The organism is Thalassospira sp. MCCC 1A02898 (assembly GCF_001618185.1).
GTDB lineage: Bacteria > Pseudomonadota > Alphaproteobacteria > Rhodospirillales > Thalassospiraceae > Thalassospira > Thalassospira tepidiphila.
Genome location: NZ_LPXK01000001.1, coordinates 593,826 through 612,355, shown reverse-complemented (window position 1 = coordinate 612,355; position 18,530 = coordinate 593,826). Strand labels below are relative to the sequence as shown.

General features: G+C 55.7%; 14 protein-coding genes and 1 riboswitch. Of the genes, 9 read left to right on the top strand and 5 right to left on the bottom strand.

Annotated elements, in window-relative coordinates:
• Positions 1–4 precede the first annotated feature (4 nt).
• The 4 genes from hemC to AUQ41_RS02790 are packed head-to-tail and all read left to right on the top strand — an operon-like array spanning position 5 to position 4,686.
• On the top strand, positions 5–949 hold the full coding sequence (gene hemC / locus AUQ41_RS02805; protein WP_063086556.1) for a hydroxymethylbilane synthase: 945 nt from the start codon (positions 5–7) through the stop codon (positions 947–949).
• A 24-nt stretch (positions 950–973) separates the two neighbouring features.
• The gene (locus AUQ41_RS02800) at positions 974–1,693 is read left to right on the top strand and encodes a uroporphyrinogen-III synthase (RefSeq protein ID WP_063086554.1); all 720 of its coding nucleotides are present in this window, start codon (positions 974–976) and stop codon (positions 1,691–1,693) included.
• A gap of 57 nt (positions 1,694–1,750) precedes the next feature.
• On the top strand, positions 1,751–3,265 hold the full coding sequence (locus tag AUQ41_RS02795) for a COG4223 family protein (RefSeq protein ID WP_063086843.1): 1,515 nt from the start codon (positions 1,751–1,753) through the stop codon (positions 3,263–3,265).
• Entirely contained in the window at positions 3,262–4,686 is a 1,425-nt protein-coding gene (locus AUQ41_RS02790) for a heme biosynthesis protein HemY (RefSeq protein ID WP_063086551.1), read from the top strand. Before AUQ41_RS02795 ends, AUQ41_RS02790 begins: the two co-directional genes overlap by 4 nt.
• A gap of 76 nt (positions 4,687–4,762) precedes the next feature.
• Here AUQ41_RS02790 and purH read toward each other — a convergent pair whose 3' ends face one another.
• The 4 genes from purH to AUQ41_RS02770 all read right to left on the bottom strand — a co-directional run bounded on the left by purH (position 4,763) and on the right by AUQ41_RS02770 (position 11,383).
• Positions 4,763–6,340, bottom strand: a complete 1,578-nt coding sequence (purH, locus tag AUQ41_RS02785) for a bifunctional phosphoribosylaminoimidazolecarboxamide formyltransferase/IMP cyclohydrolase (RefSeq protein ID WP_063086549.1) — start codon at positions 6,338–6,340, stop codon at positions 4,763–4,765.
• A 343-nt stretch (positions 6,341–6,683) separates the two neighbouring features.
• Positions 6,684–8,096 carry a VOC family protein gene (locus tag AUQ41_RS02780; protein WP_063086547.1) on the bottom strand — a complete coding sequence of 471 codons (1,413 nt, stop codon included), beginning with the start codon at positions 8,094–8,096 and terminating at the stop codon, positions 6,684–6,686.
• Positions 8,097–8,295: 199 nt separating this feature from the next.
• Positions 8,296–10,245 carry a nucleoside-diphosphate sugar epimerase/dehydratase gene (locus AUQ41_RS02775; RefSeq protein WP_063086546.1) on the bottom strand — a complete coding sequence of 650 codons (1,950 nt, stop codon included), beginning with the start codon at positions 10,243–10,245 and terminating at the stop codon, positions 8,296–8,298.
• A gap of 124 nt (positions 10,246–10,369) precedes the next feature.
• Entirely contained in the window at positions 10,370–11,383 is a 1,014-nt protein-coding gene (locus AUQ41_RS02770; protein ID WP_063086544.1) for a glycosyltransferase family 4 protein, read from the bottom strand.
• Between the two features lie 223 nt (positions 11,384–11,606).
• Between AUQ41_RS02770 and AUQ41_RS02765 the strand changes: the two genes are divergently transcribed.
• Together AUQ41_RS02765 and rpe are read left to right on the top strand one after the other, a co-directional pair.
• Positions 11,607–12,953 (top strand): RsmB/NOP family class I SAM-dependent RNA methyltransferase, encoded by a 1,347-nt coding sequence (locus tag AUQ41_RS02765; RefSeq protein ID WP_063086542.1) that lies wholly within the window; start codon positions 11,607–11,609, stop codon positions 12,951–12,953.
• Between the two features lie 132 nt (positions 12,954–13,085).
• The gene (gene rpe / locus AUQ41_RS02760) at positions 13,086–13,751 is read left to right on the top strand and encodes a ribulose-phosphate 3-epimerase (protein WP_063086540.1); all 666 of its coding nucleotides are present in this window, start codon (positions 13,086–13,088) and stop codon (positions 13,749–13,751) included.
• Positions 13,752–13,837: 86 nt separating this feature from the next.
• Here rpe and AUQ41_RS02755 read toward each other — a convergent pair whose 3' ends face one another.
• The gene (locus tag AUQ41_RS02755; protein ID WP_063086538.1) at positions 13,838–14,101 is read right to left on the bottom strand and encodes a DUF1674 domain-containing protein; all 264 of its coding nucleotides are present in this window, start codon (positions 14,099–14,101) and stop codon (positions 13,838–13,840) included.
• 246 nt (positions 14,102–14,347) lie between these two features.
• Here AUQ41_RS02755 and AUQ41_RS02750 point away from each other — a divergent pair, with 246 nt between their 5' ends.
• The 3 genes from AUQ41_RS02750 to thiE all read left to right on the top strand — a co-directional run bounded on the left by AUQ41_RS02750 (position 14,348) and on the right by thiE (position 18,458).
• Positions 14,348–16,711, top strand: a complete 2,364-nt coding sequence (locus AUQ41_RS02750) for a Tex family protein (protein WP_063086536.1) — start codon at positions 14,348–14,350, stop codon at positions 16,709–16,711.
• Between the two features lie 116 nt (positions 16,712–16,827).
• Positions 16,828–16,934: riboswitch (TPP riboswitch) on the top strand.
• A 70-nt stretch (positions 16,935–17,004) separates the two neighbouring features.
• Positions 17,005–17,814 (top strand): hydroxyethylthiazole kinase, encoded by an 810-nt coding sequence (thiM, locus tag AUQ41_RS02745; RefSeq protein ID WP_063086534.1) that lies wholly within the window; start codon positions 17,005–17,007, stop codon positions 17,812–17,814.
• Complete coding sequence (gene thiE / locus AUQ41_RS02740; RefSeq protein ID WP_063086533.1) at positions 17,811–18,458, top strand: thiamine phosphate synthase; 648 nt, start codon at positions 17,811–17,813, stop codon at positions 18,456–18,458. Before thiM ends, thiE begins: the two co-directional genes overlap by 4 nt.
• The last annotated feature ends 72 nt before the right edge of the window (positions 18,459–18,530 follow it).

Below are 18,530 nucleotides of genomic sequence, written 5' to 3'. Positions count from 1 at the left end.
ACTCATGACAGATACAGTAAAACTTCGCATCGGTACCCGCGGTTCGCCCCTGGCTTTGGCACAGGCGCATGAGGTCCGTGACAAACTGGCAAATGCCCATCCGGAACTAGCCGAAGAAGGCGCAATTGCCGTCACCGAGATCACCACAACCGGCGACAAGATCCTTGATCGTGCCTTGTCGGAAATCGGCGGCAAGGGACTGTTTACCAAGGAAATCGATGACGCCCTTCTGGGTGGCGAGATCGACCTTGCTGTTCATAGCATGAAGGATGTGCCAACTGTTCTGCCCGATGGCATGATCCTGCCAACCATCCTGCCACGCGAAGATGTCCGCGATGCATTTATTTCGCTGAAATATAAAAGCTTTGCCGAAATGCCCGCCGGGTCCGTGATCGGATCAGCGAGCCTTCGTCGTCAGGCCATGATCCTGAACAAATATCCCGACCTCAAGGTCGTGACGTTCCGCGGGAATGTGCAAACCCGTTTGCGCAAACTCAGCGAAGAACAGGTTGATGCCACACTTCTGGCAATGGCCGGCCTGAACCGATTGGGGCAACCTGACATCGCCACAGCCCCGATTTCCGAAGACGATATGTTGCCGGCGGTTGCGCAAGGCGCCATTGGCATTACCATCCGCGAAGATGATGCACAGTGCAAAAAATGGGTTGCTGCGCTTCATTGCGAAACCTCTGCCATTCGCGTGGCAGCAGAACGTGCAGCGCTTAAGGCACTTGATGGATCATGCCGCACCCCGATCGCAGCACTGGCAGAGTTTCAGGATGATGGCTGCCTGCGCCTGCGTGTATCGATTGTGCGCCCGGACGGCAGCGAACGCCTTGATACCGAACGCATGATCGCCAAACCCGATATCGCAACGGCGATGGCGGCTGGCACGGATGCCGGTGAAGAACTCAAGCAACGTGGCGGACCGGACTTCATTTCCGCCTGATCTTGGTAACAGACTGGGACGCAGATGGGACCCTTGGTGCTAAATACCCGGCCCGATACCGACTCTGCCGACCTGTTGGCAGCACTTGATGAGCGCGGCTATCGTCACCTGTCTGCGCCAATGCTGAATATTATCTTTCGAGTGCCGACAAGCCTGCTTGATATCAAGAAATACCAAGCAGTGATTTTCACATCGGCGAACGGGGTCCGGGCATTTGCCAAACTGACCGGGGATCGGTCGCTTCCGGCTTATTGTGTTGGCGACGCGACAGCCAGAACGTGCGCCACATTTGGCTTTGATGATGTTTGTTCGGCAAATGGTGACATCAACGATCTGGCAGCCTTAATTCGCAAAGAAGTTGATTCCGCACATGGACCACTTTTCCATCCGGCCGCGCGTAAAACGGCAGGTGATCTTGGCCAGATGCTTTTGACTGATGGATATGACGTCGATCGGCAAACCGTTTATGAAGCACAAGAAAGCAAGTCGTTCCCAGAAGTCGTTTTAGAGGCGCTTCGTAATCATCATATTGAAGCTGTTTTATTTTTCTCTCCCCGCACTGCGGAAACCTTTGTTAAGCTGGTCCGCAGCTATAAGCTGGAAAGAGACTTGTCCGGAACAAGCGCGATTTGCCTAAGTCCGGCGGTGCAATCGAAGCTATCCGATCTTACATGGTATAGAACACGCGTTGCATCACAACCGACACAAGAATACCTTCTTTCCGAGCTAGGGTCCCTGTCGTAATGGCTTCCTGCGCCTGACGCCGTCTTGGGAATAACCGCAAACTGCAATGGTCTGATCGTGAAAACACCAGAAACGCCAAAAACCAATGCTTCCGCAAAATCGGCCGACACCAAAGAGTCGTCCGACACCATTTCCGTAGATAGCAAAGGCAATGCGAAATCGTCGGCCAAAGCGGCCGATACCGGCACAACTGCCAAATCCAGCGTGCCAAACTCAGGCACGGTCAAATCTGGTGACACCACTGCGAAAAAGGACGGAAGCCCTGCGGACAAAACCGCAAGCAGCACAACTACCGCAGCAACTGGCACGTCAAAACCCGACACCAAAGCCGGTGACGATAAAAAGGCATCGGCAACGAAATCGAGCGCGCCCGCAAAACAGAAAAGCGGTGGTGGCAAAGCGCTGTTTTTGTTTGTGATTATTATCGTCGGTGCCCTGGCAGCAGGCTGGCTGACACGCGCAATCTGGTGGCGCGATGCAGAACCGGTTCTGACCCAGTATGTACCAAGCAACATTCTTGCCGAAATCGCACCTGAGGGCTACGGCCCGGATGCAAGCAATGGCAGCGAGATTACAGTCACCAACACCCCGTCAGACAATGGTTCATCTGATGGTACAACTCCTCCTGCCCCCAACGAAGATGCCGCCATGACCGAAAAGGATGACGGCGTGTTGGCGACCGAGGGGATGCTTCCGACTGTTACGGATGAAAGCGCCTCAACCGCGAACTCCCAGCCCATCCCGGATGGGTCTGTCGTCATTGACCCGGACCTGACCGAACGCCTTTCGCGTTTGGAAGGCACGATTGATGCGCTTCGCGAACGTCTGAACAATGAACGTGGCGATACACTGAACAACACGGTTGCACGTCGCATGGCAGAGATCGAAACCCGTACCGCCCCGATTGAGGAGCTGGCACGGGTCGAAAGCGAACTGGCTGGTGTCGCCAATGAAATGCGCGAGCTGTCTGCCCGCCTGTCGACCATGGAGGAAGAAATCCGTGCGACCAGCGGCCTGCGGGTTGAAAGCCGTGGTCAGGCCATTGCCATGGCCGTTACCATTCTGCGTGATGCCCTTCAGCGTGGCGGGCCGTTTGTCATTGCCCTGAACCAGCTTGAACGCAGTGCAGGCGATGACGAAGTCATTGCAGAACAGATCGCAACCCTGAAACCATTGGCAGATCAAGGTGCACCGACGCTTGAAAAACTGCGTCAGTCCTTCCCGGCGATGGCACAGGAAGCAGTTGCAGCTGCCACAGATGATCATTCGGGCAGTGTCCTTGATGCGACTTGGGCGAACATCAAGAAGCTGGTCCCGATCCGGCGTGTTGATGCCGCAGGCGAAGAGTCGCTTGAAGGCCGTCTGGTTCTGGCGGAAAACGCGTTGGCGCAGGATGATCTTGATGCCGCCGTTGCCGCCCTTCAGGGGGTCGAAGGTGACCATGCTGCGGCCGCGGTAAGTGACTGGCTCCAGGCTGCCGAAAACCGTCAGACCCTTAATCAGGCAATTGCGACGCTTAGTTCACACGCGATTACCATTCTGACCAGTACCAGTTCGGAGGGCAGTCAATGATCCGCCTTCTGATCTTTATCCTAATTACGGCAGCACTGGTTTTCTGCACCGTCTGGTTTGCTGATAATCCGGGCCGCATGACGATTGTCTGGCTGGGATATCGTTTTGATGGATCGATCGGCATGGTCGCGCTGGGCCTTTTGGCGCTAACCGCCGTGCTCGTTCTACTGTGGCGCGGCTGGACGATCATTGCCAATTCCCCGGGCTGGCTTGGCCGTCTGCTGGGCAGCCGTCGTCGCAAAAAAGGCCAGCAAGCCCTGACCATGGGATTGCTGGAACTGGCGTCAGGCGATGTGCGCCAGGCGCTGAAACATACCCGTGCGGTCGACCGTTATCTTGAAGACGATACCCTGACCCGGCTTTTGACAGCACAGGCAGCAGAATTGGACGGCAATAATGACGCAGCCAAACGCCAGTTTGAAGCCATGCTGGAAAAACCCGACTCCGCATTCTTTGGCCTGCGGGGCCTTTTGCAATTGGCGTTGAAAGCCAATGACCGCGAAGCCGCCCTTGATTATGCCGAACGGGCACACCGTTTGCGTCCACGCAATCCTGCAGTCATCGTGACACTGTTTGACTTGCTGCTGACCTCAAGACGCTGGGATCGGGCGCTTAGCCTGTTGGTTGATGCTGAAAAGGCCGCCGTCTTTAGTGAAACCGAACTGACACATCGCCGTGCGCTTTTGATCACGGCCAAGGCAGAAGACGCGATTGCCGAAGGCGAAAACGCAGAAGCCACCAAGCTTTTGCGCAAGGCGCTGAATTCTGCACCCGATTTCACTGGTGCGGCTGTTCTTCTGGCCGGGCTCTATCGTGATCTGAAACAGGATAGCAAGGCACGCGACGTCGTAATGCAAAGCTGGCGCACAGCACCGTCGGCAGCATTGGGTGCGATTTTCCGCGAAACGTTGACCGGCGATCCATTGGCAAAAGTCAAAGCGGTCGAAAAACTCGTCGCGACAAACCCCGGCCATGTCGAAAGTCAGATTGTTCTGGCCGAAGCAGCGCTTGAAGCCGATCTTTGGGGGATTGCGCGCGGCAACCTTGAAAAGGCCATGGCAACCAAGGCCGAAGCCCGACATTACCGGCTGTTGGCCGATCTTGAACTGCGTGAAAATCAGGATGGCGCGAAGGCCCGTGAATTGCTGATCAAGGCAAGCCACGCCAACCCGGATCCGGATTGGCGTTGCGGGGCCTGCGGGGCCGAAACTGATCGCTGGGTTGTTTCCTGCCCGTCCTGTCATTCATTTGGCAGTGTCGACTGGCGCGCACCGCTTCGTGTTCATCAAGATGACGCCGCCAAGAAAAACGCAGAAGCGGAAACCGCAAAACCGTCTGCGATTACACAGACTGGCGTCCTGATTGATCAGGATACAGATTCGGATGAAGCCAAAGATGCCAAGGCAACCGTCCGAGGCTGATGTTTCGTTCTGATGCTATCAACACAAAACCCCGCAAGGATGCCTTGCGGGGTTTTGCTTTTTAAGTCCGAAACGCCTAATGGCGGAAATGACGCATGCCGGTAAAGACCATCGCAATGTCATTTTCATCGGCTGCGGCGATGACTTCTTCGTCACGCATAGAACCACCTGGCTGGATCACTGCGGTCGCACCTGCCTTAACTGCTGCCAGAAGGCCATCGGCAAACGGGAAGAACGCATCCGACGATACCACTGATCCCTGTGTGCGCAGATCGCTCTCGCCAGCATTCTTGCCAGCTTCTTCGGCTTTCCATGCGGCAATGCGCGAGCTGTCGACACGGCTCATCTGACCGGCACCGATACCGACGGTCTTGCCGTCTTTGACATAGACGATGGCGTTTGATTTGACGTGCTTGCCAACGCGGAAGGCAAACAGAAGGTCATCAAGCTCTGCCTCGGACGGCTTCCGCTTGGTCACGACCTTAAGCTCTTCGCGTTTCACACGACCCGCATCGCGGTTCTGAAGCAGGTAACCGCCTGCCAGCGAACGCAGGGTCATGTCTTCACCTTCCGGATCGGCCATGCCACCGGTGACCAGAAGACGCAGGTTTTTCTTCGCTGCCAGAACTTCCTTGGCCGCGTCATCTGCATCCGGGCAAATCACGACTTCGGCAAACAGTTTGGCGATTTCTTCGGCCGTCTGTTTATCAAGCGTACGGTTGACAGCGATGATGCCACCAAACGCCGATACCGGATCACAGGACAGTGCTTTGTTATAGGCATCAATCAGGCTGTCACCCTCGGCAACGCCGCACGGATTGGCATGCTTGATGATCGCAACAGCCGGCTTTTCATCGAACTCGGATACCAGTTCGAACGCGGCGTCGGTGTCGTTCAGGTTATTAAACGACAGTTCCTTACCCTGAAGCTGGGTCGCGGTTGCTACACCCGGGCGGTTTTTGCCGTTGGTATAGAACGCTGCCTGCTGATGCGGGTTTTCGCCGTAACGCAGCGTCTGTTTCAGTTCGCTCGAAACATTCAAACGCTGCGGGAAGGTTTCACCAAGTTCACCGGCAAACCAGCTTGAAATCGCCGAGTCATAAGCACCTGTGCGGGCAAAGGCCTTTGCAGCCAGAACACGGCGGGTTTCAACGGTGGTGGCACCACCATTGTCATTCATCTCGGCAACGACGCGGTCATAATCGGACGGATCAACAACCACTGTCACCGACTCATGGTTCTTGGCCGCAGAGCGGATCATGCTTGGCCCGCCGATATCGATGTTTTCGATGCAGGTATCAAAATCGGCACCCTTGGCAACGGTTTCTTCGAACGGATAAAGGTTCACACAAACCAGATCGATCGGGGAAATATCGTTATCTTCCATTGCCTGCATATGGCTGGAAAGAGATCGGCGACCCAGAAGGCCGCCGTGAATCTTCGGATGAAGAGTCTTGACACGACCGTCCATGATTTCGGGAAAACCGGTGTGATCGGCAACTTCCTTGACTGGCACGCCAGCGACTTCAATCGCCTTGGCAGAGCCACCGGTTGAGAGGATTTCAACACCCTGTGCGTGGAGGGATTTGGCAAATTCGACCAGACCGGTCTTGTCAGAAACGGAAATAAGCGCGCGCGCAATACGAGCAGTCATTGGGTTCGCTTTCATGCATCAATGTGATGAAGGTTGCGGACCCATTGATGATATATCGGCCCACAAAATCAGGAATGCGCATGGCTGCTCGTGCATGCTAAATGAAAGTGTGCGGGCAAACCGGCCTTCAAACGGGACCGGACAACAATGCATCCGATCCGGGCCGACACATGATCAATGAGTCCGAACCATGTTTCGCGCGGAGCTTTAGCATGTGCGACGCAAAATGTGGACCCCGAATTCTTGCATGGCGGCTTTTAACAATCAGGCCAGCAAACCTTATCACCCAGCGAAAACGGGGCGGCATCGCTGCCACCCCGTTCCGATTTTACCAAGTGTCGGATCAGGCAACGTTTTTACGCACGCCCAGTGTTTTGAGCGCATCAGAAAGTGAGGCGTGCTCAAGCCCGGCATAAAGCGCAAGTTCGTCACGAACCGGCGCACCAAGGCATTGCTCGAACACATCCTGGTTGGATTGTTCGGAATAGTTTTTCTGCTCGTCACTACCAAGATTCGATTGGAAAATCCCGGCAGCACTGACTGGCAGGAAATCCTCGTAAATGATCGGGTCGGCGCGCAGATATCCCTGATCGACCAGTTCATTGATCGTAGTTGCCGGATCAAGATCGCATTTCTTGGCCGCATTCAGGCCAGCCTTGGTCGGGCTATAGCGGAAGAAAGCCAGCTTTTCGACGCGCAGGGTCTCATAATCATCCGGGAAGGCGCGGAAACACTCTGCCAGTTCGGTTTCATAATCGAGCGCATTCGACCCACCGGCATTGATCTGCACCGCTTGGCGGGTCGCGGCCAGAAGCGTGTCATAAAGCTTGCGACCCTCGCCGGTCAGGGCAATACCGCGCTGCTCGATCTCGCCAAAGCGGGCGGTATGGGTGCCGACCGTTTCATCACGACGATTACCGATAAAGTTCACCCGTTCTTCAAGCGCCTTGAAGCTGGTCTGGCGCAGCAGGATCGGACAGGACCGCGCGGGCGGGCCTTCGACAATTGCCTTTGGCGTGATGCCGCGTTTGGGCATGTCCTGCTGCACGGCATCGATATCCAGCGTACGTGGCGTCAGGTGGTTGATATGCGGCCCCTTGAAGCAGACCACATCAGCTATCAGGCGATGAGCGTCATGAAGCTTCTGATAGGTTTCAAGCGTTACTGTCGCATTGCTGTGCCAACGGAATGTTTCCAGCGCCTCGGCAACGAATTGTTCGGCCTGTACACGGGTCAAGCCGCCATTCTTCTCTGCCAGATAAATCAGCTTAGTGGCATCCGGGGTGAAGATGTCGCGCTTTGCAAGAATGCTCTCGGCCTCATTGCGCAGATCTTCGTCTTCGATCAGCTCCAGACGCAAAAGCGAAGTAAAGACACGGAACGGATTGCGTTTAAGCGCTTCCTCGTCAATCGGGCGAAATGCGGTTGAATGCACCGGCACACCGGCAACAGACAAATCATAATAGCCCACCGGATGCATACCCATAACGGCAAACAGTCGGCGCATATTAAACAGCTCTTCTGGTTTGCCGAGCCGGATCGCGCCGTGTCGTTCAAGGTCGATACGCTCAAGCTCGCCATTATATTCAAGGCTGTCGGCAAGTTTGGGATCGGATTCAAGTTTGTTCTGATTGATCTCGGATACCAGTTCCATCAGGGTGCCGTATTGTGGCACTTCGCTGCGATACATGTCGGACATCGCGCTGGAAAACATCGAACGAATTTCATCGGGATGGACAAAGGCGTCTGTCGACATGGGGCCTCCAAAAGACGGGATCACATTGAACCTGTGGAATGGCCTTATTCGGCAAGATCATTCCCGTTCATCATCAGGATGGCAAAATATGGTCCGGTTTCGGGCATGACAAACGACAATTTTGCACGAATTCATTCCATCAAAGAATGAACGTGCAGATCATTGAAACAACAATTGGAAATGCGGTGAAAAGCAGCTTTTAGGAGGCTGCCTCGGTTTCGCTGCCATTGCTGTCTGCAAAGATCGACTTCACACCGATCTCGGGCGGCTGGAATTCCGGCACCAATTGGCTGATCAGCTCCAGCGTTTTAGCAGTATTGCGGTTGGTAGCACTGTCTTCCAGCGCATCAAAGACCTGCTTGATCAGGCCATAATCAACCACACGCGGGGCCGCCAAAAGCACCCCATCGGTCTCGGTCGGGACAGGCGGTTCGGAATCGTGGAAAAGCTCTTCATAGAGCTTCTCACCCGGGCGCAAACCGGTGACCTTGATTTCCACATCCTTGTCCGGCTGCAAGCCAGACAGCAGGATCATCTGTCGCGCCAGATCTATGATTTTGACCGGCCGGCCCATATCAAGGACGAAAATCTTGCCGCCCTCGGTCACCCCGTGGCGCCCCAGCTCCGCAGATTGCAAAACAAGTTCCACGGCCTCGGCAATGGTCATGAAGTAGCGGGTGATGCCTTCGTGGGTCACGGTCAGCGGGCCACCGGCCTCAAGCTGGCGCTTGAACAGGGGCACCACAGACCCGGTAGAACCCAGAACGTTGCCAAAGCGCACGGTGACAAACCGGGTCGATCCACGCTGGTCAAGCGGGAGAGTTTCCAACGCCTGACAATAACATTCCGCCAGACGTTTTGATGCCCCCATGACATTGGCCGGATTCACCGCCTTATCAGTTGAAATCAGAACCATTGTGCCAACACCAGCGGCACGGCAGGCCTCGGCCACATTGCGCGTGCCCAGCGTGTTGGTCAGAATACCTTCATTGGGGTTGTGTTCGACCAGCGGGACATGCTTGTAGGCCGCGGCATGGAATACTATTTCGGGCTTGTAGAGATCAAAAACCTGACCGATGCGGGTTTGATCGCGAACATCACCAAGAATGCTTTCACGCGGCAAATCGGGGTACTTTTCCGCCATCTCCATATCGATGGCGTAAAGCTGGAATTCCCCGGCATCCAATAAGGTCAGGCTGTCCGGACCATAAGATGCGATCTGACGCACCAGTTCCGAACCGATTGATCCGCCGGCGCCGGTCACCAGCACCCGCTTGCCAGCAATCATTTCGCGCACACGATCGCGATCCAGTCTGGCCTGCGGGCGACCGAGCAAATCTTCAATCGCCACCGGGCGGATTTGCAGCGGATCGGCCAAGCCTTCGCGCAGATCGCCCAGCTTGGGCAGACGGGCCAGGGTCATGCCATAGCGATCAGCAATCTCGACCCACTTGGCGTTGTCCTCGTGGCGAAGGGCATCACCACTCAGAACCAAACGCCGCGGCAAGCCGTGCCTGCCCTTTTGTAATTTCTGAATGACATCTTCAAGCTGATCGACAGTCGCCAGAACGTCAACACCATGCATGTTGCGACCGACCCGACCTTGAGTCAGCGAAACGATACCAATGACCTTGAACGGAGTATTAGCAGATCGTTCGGTCTCGCGGATAAAGGCTTCTGCCTCATCGCCCGCGCCGATCAACAAGACCGGAACACGTGCTGTTCCCTGACGCACCAGTGCACGTGCAGTCGATTTGTCCTTGGCAATCCGATAGGTCAGGCGTGCCCCGCCAAGCAAGGCCATCAGAAGGAACCACTGAATGATTGGCGCCGAACGTGGCATCCAGTCCAGACGTGTGGTCAGAAACAGAACTATGAAAAGAACCGCGACAGCAACCGATACCGCCTTGGCAATACGGATGACATCGTTGAGCGATGCATAGCGCCAAATGCCGCGATACAGACCGAAATACCAGAAGGACACGGCTGCGATCAGCGTGAAAATGCCAGAAGAAAACAGAATATTTTGCGGCGCATAATACACCACGCCATCCCCGACCCGCAGATACAAGGCTAACGGGAAGGAGATTGCCGCCATGATGATGTCATGGACAAAGGCAATATGGCTTCGCTGAAATAATCGCAGCATGCGGTCCCTTACCGGCAGATTTCTGTTTTTATAAGGATATACCCGCTTGGCGACAGGCGGATAAGGGTTTCTTTTCGCGCCCCGCCCACGTCAAGTCAAGCAATGCACGCAATCGTCTGATCGATCAGGTGCCGGGTGTTTCGCGAACCGGCATTCTCACCATCATACCGACAAGCCCCAACACAACGATCAGTGCTGCAATCACCCGCATCCAGTCCGGTGTATCACTTTGGGCAAAGCAAACAGCAATCAGAATAAGGTTGCTGACAAGGATCATGAGCGACACCCGTGCATGCGAAAACCCACGCTGGGTGGCTTTCTGATAGAAATGTTCGCGATGCGCTTGCCAGATTTTCTCGCGCTGCAGAGCCCGTTTGATCAGGGTGAATGTCGCATCAAACAGATAATAGGATGGCAAAATCAGCGCGATGGCCCAAGCCCCTTCGGAGGCGACCTTTAACAACAGCCACCCCAGAATAAAGCCAAGCGGGATTGATCCGACATCGCCAAGAAACAGCTTCGCCGGATGCCAGTTCCAGATCAGGAACCCGATCATGATTGCAAGAATGCCAAGCCCGATATAGCCAAGCCCGATGAATTGCGGCAACGGCACAAAAAGGGTGAGCACAAAAATCCCAAGGCCGATTGAACCGGCTTCGACACCGGTAATCCCGTCAATCCCATCCATGAAATTGAACAGATTGATGAACCACACCCATGCCAAAACCACCAACACGTGATCCAGCCACATCGGCACCAGTCCGCCAAGAACCGGTTTATCAAGGGCCAGCATGCCAATAATCACCGCAACAAATTGCAAGGCAAAGCGCTTAGCCGCGGACAGGTCATGACGATCATCAAGCCAACTGAGCAAACCAAGCCCCGCGCAAGCGGCCAGCATCAGCCAGTCACCAACAGCCGAAACACCGGTGAAGACAAAAACACCTGCCACCAGCAAAATCAGAAGCGGCGTCACGGCAAGCCCGCCACCACGCGGGGTCGGTACAGCGTGACTGGAACGGTGATTTGGCATATCAAGGATCGCCTTGCGCCGCAGATAATTCAGCACCACCCACGTCAGCAACATCGAGCCGATCAGAAAGATGCTTGCAAAGGTCGCAAGTCCGGCAAAAGTCATCGTTGGATCGCCCTTGTCTCAGTCCCCATCAGATTGATCCGTCTGGATTAGCCGGACCTACCCCCTATCGCAAGGCTTTTCACCCTGTCAGCCCCACCATCCTGCCACCATTCCCGACACAGCCGCACAGAGCAGCCATGCCACGCAAAACCATGCTTGATGCTTTACAGTTTGCCATGCTGCGCTTAACTACTGCACATAAACCGAAACCGGAGATATCCCTTTGGCAGAACGTCGTTCCCGTCCATCCCAGCGCAATGCCCCCCGCAAACAGGCGGTAGAGGCACCCGATCCGCGCATGCTTGCGCTTAAAACCCTGCAGGAACTGCGCGGCGGTGAAGTGACGTTGGACGAACTTCTGTCAAAGCATGGCTATGGTCTGCCGTCGCTTGATCGTAATTTCCTGCGTCAATTGCTGGGCACCACGCTGCGTCATCTGGGCGAAATTGATGCCGTGCTTGCCCCGCGTTATCAACCACCACAGGACCGGGTCGCAGCACGCTTGACCAACATCCTGCGGCTTGGTGTGGCACAGCTGTTCTTTATGGATACGCCTGACTACGGTGCGGTCGACAGTACGGTCAATCTGGCGCGTGATGCGGGTTTGCATAAATACACCAAACTGATCAATGCCGTTCTGCGTGGCTTGCAGCGTGATGGCTTTGAATGGCCGGAAGGTGTTGAAGACTGGCAGCTCAACATCCCGGCATGGCTGCGCGGATCCTGGAAAAAGGCCTATGGCGCCGAGATCGCCCAAGGCATTGCCGAAGCAAGCCTTGGCCACGCGATGCTGGATCTGTCGATCAAGGATCGCAGCCAGACCGCCGAGTGGGCCGAAAAGATGGATGGCATTGTCCTGCAGACCGGATCGGTGCGACTTGAACCGGGTCGCCGTATCCGTGATCTTCCGGGTTACAAGGATGGCGACTGGTGGGTGCAGGACGCAGCCGCTGCCATTCCGGCAACCCTGTTTTCGGCCTACAAGGACAAAACCATCTATGACCTGTGCGCCGCACCGGGCGGCAAGACCATGCAGCTTGCATCCCTTGGTGCGAGTGCAATTGCGGTCGATAAATCCGAAGGTCGCCTGAAACGCGTTTTTGAAAACCTTGAACGTGTCTCGCTTGGCGCAGCAGTCGTCACCGGCGATGCCACCGATCTTGCACCTGATACGCCACGCGCCGATGCGGTTTTGCTTGATGCGCCCTGTTCAGCCACAGGCACCATCCGCCGCCATCCGGACATTCTGCTACGCCAGAATGACAAGCTGATGCAATCGCTTCTTCCCATTCAGACCAAGCTGCTTAATCAGGCGGACAAGCTTTTGAATGTCGGGGGAGAGCTGATCTATTGCACCTGTTCGCTGCAACCCGAAGAAGGCGAACATCAGGTCAAATCGTTCCTGGCGGATCATCCGAACTATGAACGCAAAGCCATCACCGCCGACGAACTGGGTGGCTGGGATGAAGCAATCAACGATGCGGGTGAATTGCGCATTCTCCCCATTCACATGGCCGATTTTGGCGGCATGGATGGATTTTTCTGTGCACGGCTTGTCAAAAAGTCCTGATTTTCAACCACAAAATCACGGTTTAACGCACACAAGGCAGCCATGAGTCCCATTCGGGTGACATAGGGGGCAATCTGGGGTATGAAGGCCGCGCATTTCCCATATCCCGCATTGCTTCAGGACCTGTGACGCATGACCACGTCAAATATTAAAATTGCACCTTCGATCCTTTCGGCGGATTTCGCCCAGCTTGGCGTTGATGTACGCGCTGTTGACGAAGCCGGCGCTGACTATATCCATATCGATGTGATGGATGGCCACTATGTGCCAAACATCACGATTGGCCCGGACGTGGTCAAGGCACTCCGCCCGCATAGCGACAAGGTGTTTGACGTGCATCTGATGATCGCACCGGTCGATCCATACATCGAGGCATTTGCCAATGCCGGTTCTGACATCATCACCATCCACGCCGAAGCCGGCCCGCACCTGCATCGCTCGCTTCAATTGATCAAGTCACTGGGCAAAAAAGCCGGTGTCTCGCTCAACCCGTCGACCCCGGAAAGTGTGATTGAATATGTCATGGACATGGTCGATCTGGTTCTGGTCATGACCGTGAACCCGGGCTTTGGCGGCCAGAAATTCATTCCAAGCCAGCTTGAGAAGATCAAACGCATCCGCAAGATGATTGATGCCACCGGCCGTGATATCGACCTTGAAGTCGATGGTGGCGTAAACCCGGAAATCGCCCCACAGGTGATCGAAGCCGGGGCCAATGTTCTGGTGGCTGGTTCCGCGACCTTCAAAGGCGGCCCGTCTGAATATGCCAACAACATCAAGGCTATCCGCGGCGCGTAACTCGCTGCCTTGCTGATCGCAAAAACAAAAAAAGGCCGGGGCACAATGCTCCGGCCTTTTTCGTGTCTGCTTTAAGCGCGTTCAGATCAGAAATCGATGCAGCGGCCCTTGTTTTCCCAATCGCCAAAGCGGGTCGGCTCAGGCCCCTTGGGTCCGCCGATTTCGCGGGCCTTGGCGGCGGCTTCCTTGGCGGCCTTGGCTTCGGCAAGCGCATTGATCGCGTCTTGAGACAATTGTGGTGCGGCTTCTGCTCCCGCAATCTCGTCAGATGCCGGATTGGCTTCTGCCTGCGGCTCTGCCTTTTCCGTGGGAACTTCGTGGATGACGGTTTCGCGGAACTTTCCGGCCATTCGTCTTCTCCTGCTTTGGGCACGGCCCGGTAAATCACATTTGCCAAAGAAATAACGTCCCAAACCAGAATCGGCAAGTCCGCTTGGCTTCGGGGCAAAGTGTCGACAAACCCACATGATTTCAGACCTTTGGAATCAAACAGGGAATCCTGGTGTGGATGCGGACAAAAATTTGGGAAAAACAGACTCTTTCCCGGCGCGTCCAAAGCCGCTATTCCAAGCGTACGAGCAAAACAAGGAGAAACCATGCGTCCAATTCCCCAGCGTATCGCCGAAGAACTTTCGGTTCGTCCGGAACAGGTCATTGCCACCATCGAGATGCTCAATGAAGGCTCCACCGTTCCGTTCATCGCCCGTTACCGGAAGGAAAAAACCGGCGGGCTTGATGACACCCAACTTCGTACGCTGGAAGAACGCCTGCGCTATCTGACCGAGCTTGAAGAACGCCGCGCATCCGTGCTTGAAAGCATCCGCGAACAGGAAAAACTGACGCCGGAACTCGAAGCCGCGATCAACGAGGCAGACACCAAAACCCGCCTTGAAGATCTTTACCTGCCCTATAAGAAAAAGCGCCGCACCAAGGCCCAGATTGCCCGCGAAGCCGGATTGGAGCCGCTGGCCGACAGCCTGTTTAACGACCCAACGCTTGACCCCGAAACCGAAGCCGCAAAATTTGTTGATGCTGAAAAAGGCGTTGAAGACACCAAGGCCGCCCTTGATGGCGCGCGTCAGATCCTGATGGAACGTTTTGCCGAGGATGCCGACCTTGTTGCCAAACTGCGTGACCACTTGTGGAATGAAGGTGAAATCACCGCATCAGTGATCGAGGGCAAACAGGCCGAAGGTGCCAAGTTCTCGGACTATTTCGAACATTCCGAAAAAATCAAAACCTGCCCGTCACACCGGGCACTGGCGCTTTTCCGCGGGCGCAACGAAGATATCCTTCAGCTTAAACTGACCCTTGGCAAAGAAGACGAAGACCGTCCGCGCAGCCAGCCGGGCCGCGCCGAGGTGATGATTGCCGCCCATGTCGGTATTGCCGACAAGGGCCGGGCGGCGGATAAGTGGCTGATGGACACTGTCCGCTGGACCTGGCGCGTCAAACTGTCGCTGTCGATTGAGCTGGATCTGTTTGGCACCCTTCGTGACTCCGCCGAGGAAGGTGCGATCAAGGTCTTTGCCGATAACCTGAAAGACCTGTTGCTCGCTGCCCCCGCCGGGCAAAAGGCGACCATGGGTCTTGATCCGGGCGTTCGAACCGGTGTCAAGGTTGCGGTTGTCGATGCCACAGGCAAACTGGTCGATACCGCAACAGTTTATCCCTTCCAGCCGCGCAATGACGTCGAAGGCGCGATCAACACCATGGCTGCGTTGGCGGCCCGCCATCAGATCGAACTGATCGCGATTGGTAACGGGACGTTTTCACGTGAAACCGACGAACTTGCCGGTCAGATGCTTAAACGCTTCCCGGCACTCAAGGCGACAAAGGTCATCGTCAACGAAGCCGGTGCGTCTGTTTATTCCGCATCGCAGTTCGCAGCCGAAGAATTCCCCGACCTTGATGTGTCGCTTCGCGGTGCAGCCTCCATCGCACGCCGCCTGCAAGACCCGCTGGCAGAACTGGTGAAGATCGAGCCGAAATCCATCGGTGTCGGGCAGTATCAGCATGATGTATCGGAAACCAAACTGGCCCGGTCGCTTGATGCCGTGGTTGAGGATTGCGTGAACGGTGTCGGCGTTGACCTTAATACCGCCTCCATCCCGCTTTTGACCCGTGTGGCCGGCCTGACCGAGACGCTGGCGCGCAATATTGTCGGGTATCGCGACTCCAATGGGGCGTTCCAGTCGCGTGCAGATCTTAAAAAGGTTGAGCGTCTCGGACCAAAGGCGTTCGAGCAGTGCGCGGGCTTCTTGCGTATTCGCGGCGCAAACAATCCGCTTGATGCATCGGCTGTTCACCCGGAAGCCTATCCGCTGGTCGAAAAGATCAGCGCCAAGGCCGCCAAGCCGTTGGCAGAACTGATCGGTGACTCGGCCTTTATCAAGACACTCCGCCCCGAAGATTTCGCCGACGACACATTCGGCGTTCCGACCATCCGCGACATCATTGCCGAGCTTGATAAGCCCGGCCGTGACCCGCGCCCGGAATTCAAGACCGCCAAATTCACCGAAGGTGTGAATGAGATCAAGGATCTGCGTACCGGCATGAAGCTTGAAGGCACGGTCACCAACGTCACCAATTTTGGGGCATTCGTTGATATCGGCGTGCATCAGGATGGCCTTGTCCATATCTCGCAGCTGGCCGACAAGTTCGTCGAAGACCCCCGTCAGGTGGTCAAGGCCGGTCAGATCGTGTCGGTCACCGTCATGGAAGTCGACGCGCCGCGTAAACGTATCGGGCTTTCGATGAAATCCGCACCGGATTACGAAGGCACGCGTGAAAAACGTGCAGACAATCGTGGCGATGCATCGCGCGGCAACCGTCCGCAGCATTCATCAGGCCCGCGCCATCAGGGCGGCCAAAGCCGTGGCAATGCCGGTGGTAACGCTGGCGGCGATGGCGGTGCGATGGCTGCCGCACTCAAGGCCGCGATGGAACGTCGCAAGTAACATATCGCAAAAAGGCTTCGAAACGGCGGGATGGCACATACCATTCCGCCGTTTTTCTTTTGCCCAATCATGCCGATCGGATGAATTGACAGAAGACGGTTTAAAACCCATGTTGAGCACTCACCAAGGGGAGCCCCGACAAGGGGGCTGAGAAACTGCCGCGCAGTGACCCTTTGAACCTGATCCAGTTCATACTGGCGTAGGGACGGTGCGAACGCGGATCACGACGTTCTCCATCTTTCCGACTTCGAACTGGGTCTCCATACGCAAAGTTTCTGCATTGGAGCCTCGACATGACGACCAAAATTTCCCAGACCGCAACCGATCTTTTTGAACGCATGCGTGCGACCAATCCGTTGGTCCAGTGCATCACCAACTATGTTGCAATGAACTATGCCGCCAATGTTTTACTGGCAGCGGGTGCATCGCCCGCAATGGTTCACACACCAGAAGAATCCGGTGAATTTGCCGCGATTGCCGGTGCGCTGACGGTCAATATCGGCACTCTTTCACCCAACTGGGTCGAAGGCATGATTGCCGCGGCCAAGTCGGCCAATGCAGCGGGCAAGCCCTGGGTGCTTGATCCGGTGGCGCATTTTGCCACCGGGTATCGCCGCGAGGCCGTGGCGGAGCTTTTGAAACTCAAACCCACCGTCATTCGCGGCAACGCATCGGAAATCATTGCGCTTGGCGGCGGCCAAAGTGCCGGTCAGGGTGTCGATAGCGGCGATCCGGTCGAACAGGCTGAAGAAGCCGCACGCGGCCTTGCCATCGCACAAGGTGCCATTGTTGCCGTTACGGGCGAGGTTGATTTTGTCACCGATGGCACAAGTTCGGTGCGCATTGCCGGTGGATCGGACCTGATGCCGAAAATCACCGCCACAGGCTGTTCGCTAACCGCGCTTGTTGGCGCCTATCTTGCGGTTGCACCGGATCAGGCGTTTGAAGCCACCGTTGCCGCCCTTGGCAATTTTGCCGTGGCGGGTGAAATCGCTGCCAAAACCGCAAACGGCCCGGCTTCCTTCATGACAGCCTTTATCGATGGCCTTTATCGCCTTGATGCCGCGACCTATGCCAAAAATCTTCGGGTCAATGTTCTATGAAGTCGTTTGATCTGTCGCTTTATCTCGTGCTTGATCCCGATCTGTGTCGCGACCATTCGATGGTGGAAACCACGATGGCCGCGATTGCAGGCGGTGCCACCCTCATTCAGCTGCGCGATAAAAAGGCCGGGACCGAGGGCCTCATTCGCGTTGGTCGGGAATTGATGAAGGCGATGGAAGGCACCAACGTACCACTGATCGTGAATGACGATATTGATGCCGCCATTGCCATTGGCGCACATGGCCTGCATGTCGGTCAGGATGATCTGCCTTCGCAGATTGCCCGCGACCGCCTTGGCCCGGACAAGATCATCGGCCTGTCGATTGAAAGCGAAGACGTCGCGCAAAAGGTGGACCGCACGATTGTCGATTATGTCGGCATCGGCCCGATATTTGCCACCGCAACCAAGCCCGACCATAAACCGGCAATCGGCTTTGACGGGCTTGAAAAACTGGTGCGGATGGTCGGATTACCATCGGTTGCGATTGGCGGGCTTAAGGGTGAACACGCCCTGCCGGCACTTGAAAGCGGTGCTGATGGCATTGCCGTTGTCTCGGCGATTTGTGGGCAGCCCAATCCAAAACAGGCCACCGCATATATCGCTAAAAAAATCAAATCAGCGCGGGCTTATCTGTCGCAGTAACCTTGGGCTTTCGCGGTGCAGATCTCCAATGACCAGAGCTGTTATGGGGCGCAAAACGCATGGCTGTTGCGC

Coding starts and splice junctions, on each gene's coding strand:
- AUQ41_RS02775 (WP_063086546.1), bottom strand. CDS start 10,245: ATGCTGCGATTATTTCAGCGAAGCCATATTGCCTTTGTCCATGACATC.
- AUQ41_RS02750 (WP_063086536.1), top strand. CDS start 14,348: ATGCGTCCAATTCCCCAGCGTATCGCCGAAGAACTTTCGGTTCGTCCG.
- hemC (WP_063086556.1), top strand. CDS start 5: ATGACAGATACAGTAAAACTTCGCATCGGTACCCGCGGTTCGCCCCTG.
- AUQ41_RS02770 (WP_063086544.1), bottom strand. CDS start 11,383: ATGACTTTTGCCGGACTTGCGACCTTTGCAAGCATCTTTCTGATCGGC.
- AUQ41_RS02755 (WP_063086538.1), bottom strand. CDS start 14,101: ATGGCCGGAAAGTTCCGCGAAACCGTCATCCACGAAGTTCCCACGGAA.
- AUQ41_RS02800 (WP_063086554.1), top strand. CDS start 974: ATGGGACCCTTGGTGCTAAATACCCGGCCCGATACCGACTCTGCCGAC.
- thiE (WP_063086533.1), top strand. CDS start 17,811: ATGAAGTCGTTTGATCTGTCGCTTTATCTCGTGCTTGATCCCGATCTG.
- AUQ41_RS02780 (WP_063086547.1), bottom strand. CDS start 8,096: ATGTCGACAGACGCCTTTGTCCATCCCGATGAAATTCGTTCGATGTTT.
- thiM (WP_063086534.1), top strand. CDS start 17,005: ATGACGACCAAAATTTCCCAGACCGCAACCGATCTTTTTGAACGCATG.
- purH (WP_063086549.1), bottom strand. CDS start 6,340: ATGACTGCTCGTATTGCGCGCGCGCTTATTTCCGTTTCTGACAAGACC.
- AUQ41_RS02790 (WP_063086551.1), top strand. CDS start 3,262: ATGATCCGCCTTCTGATCTTTATCCTAATTACGGCAGCACTGGTTTTC.
- rpe (WP_063086540.1), top strand. CDS start 13,086: ATGACCACGTCAAATATTAAAATTGCACCTTCGATCCTTTCGGCGGAT.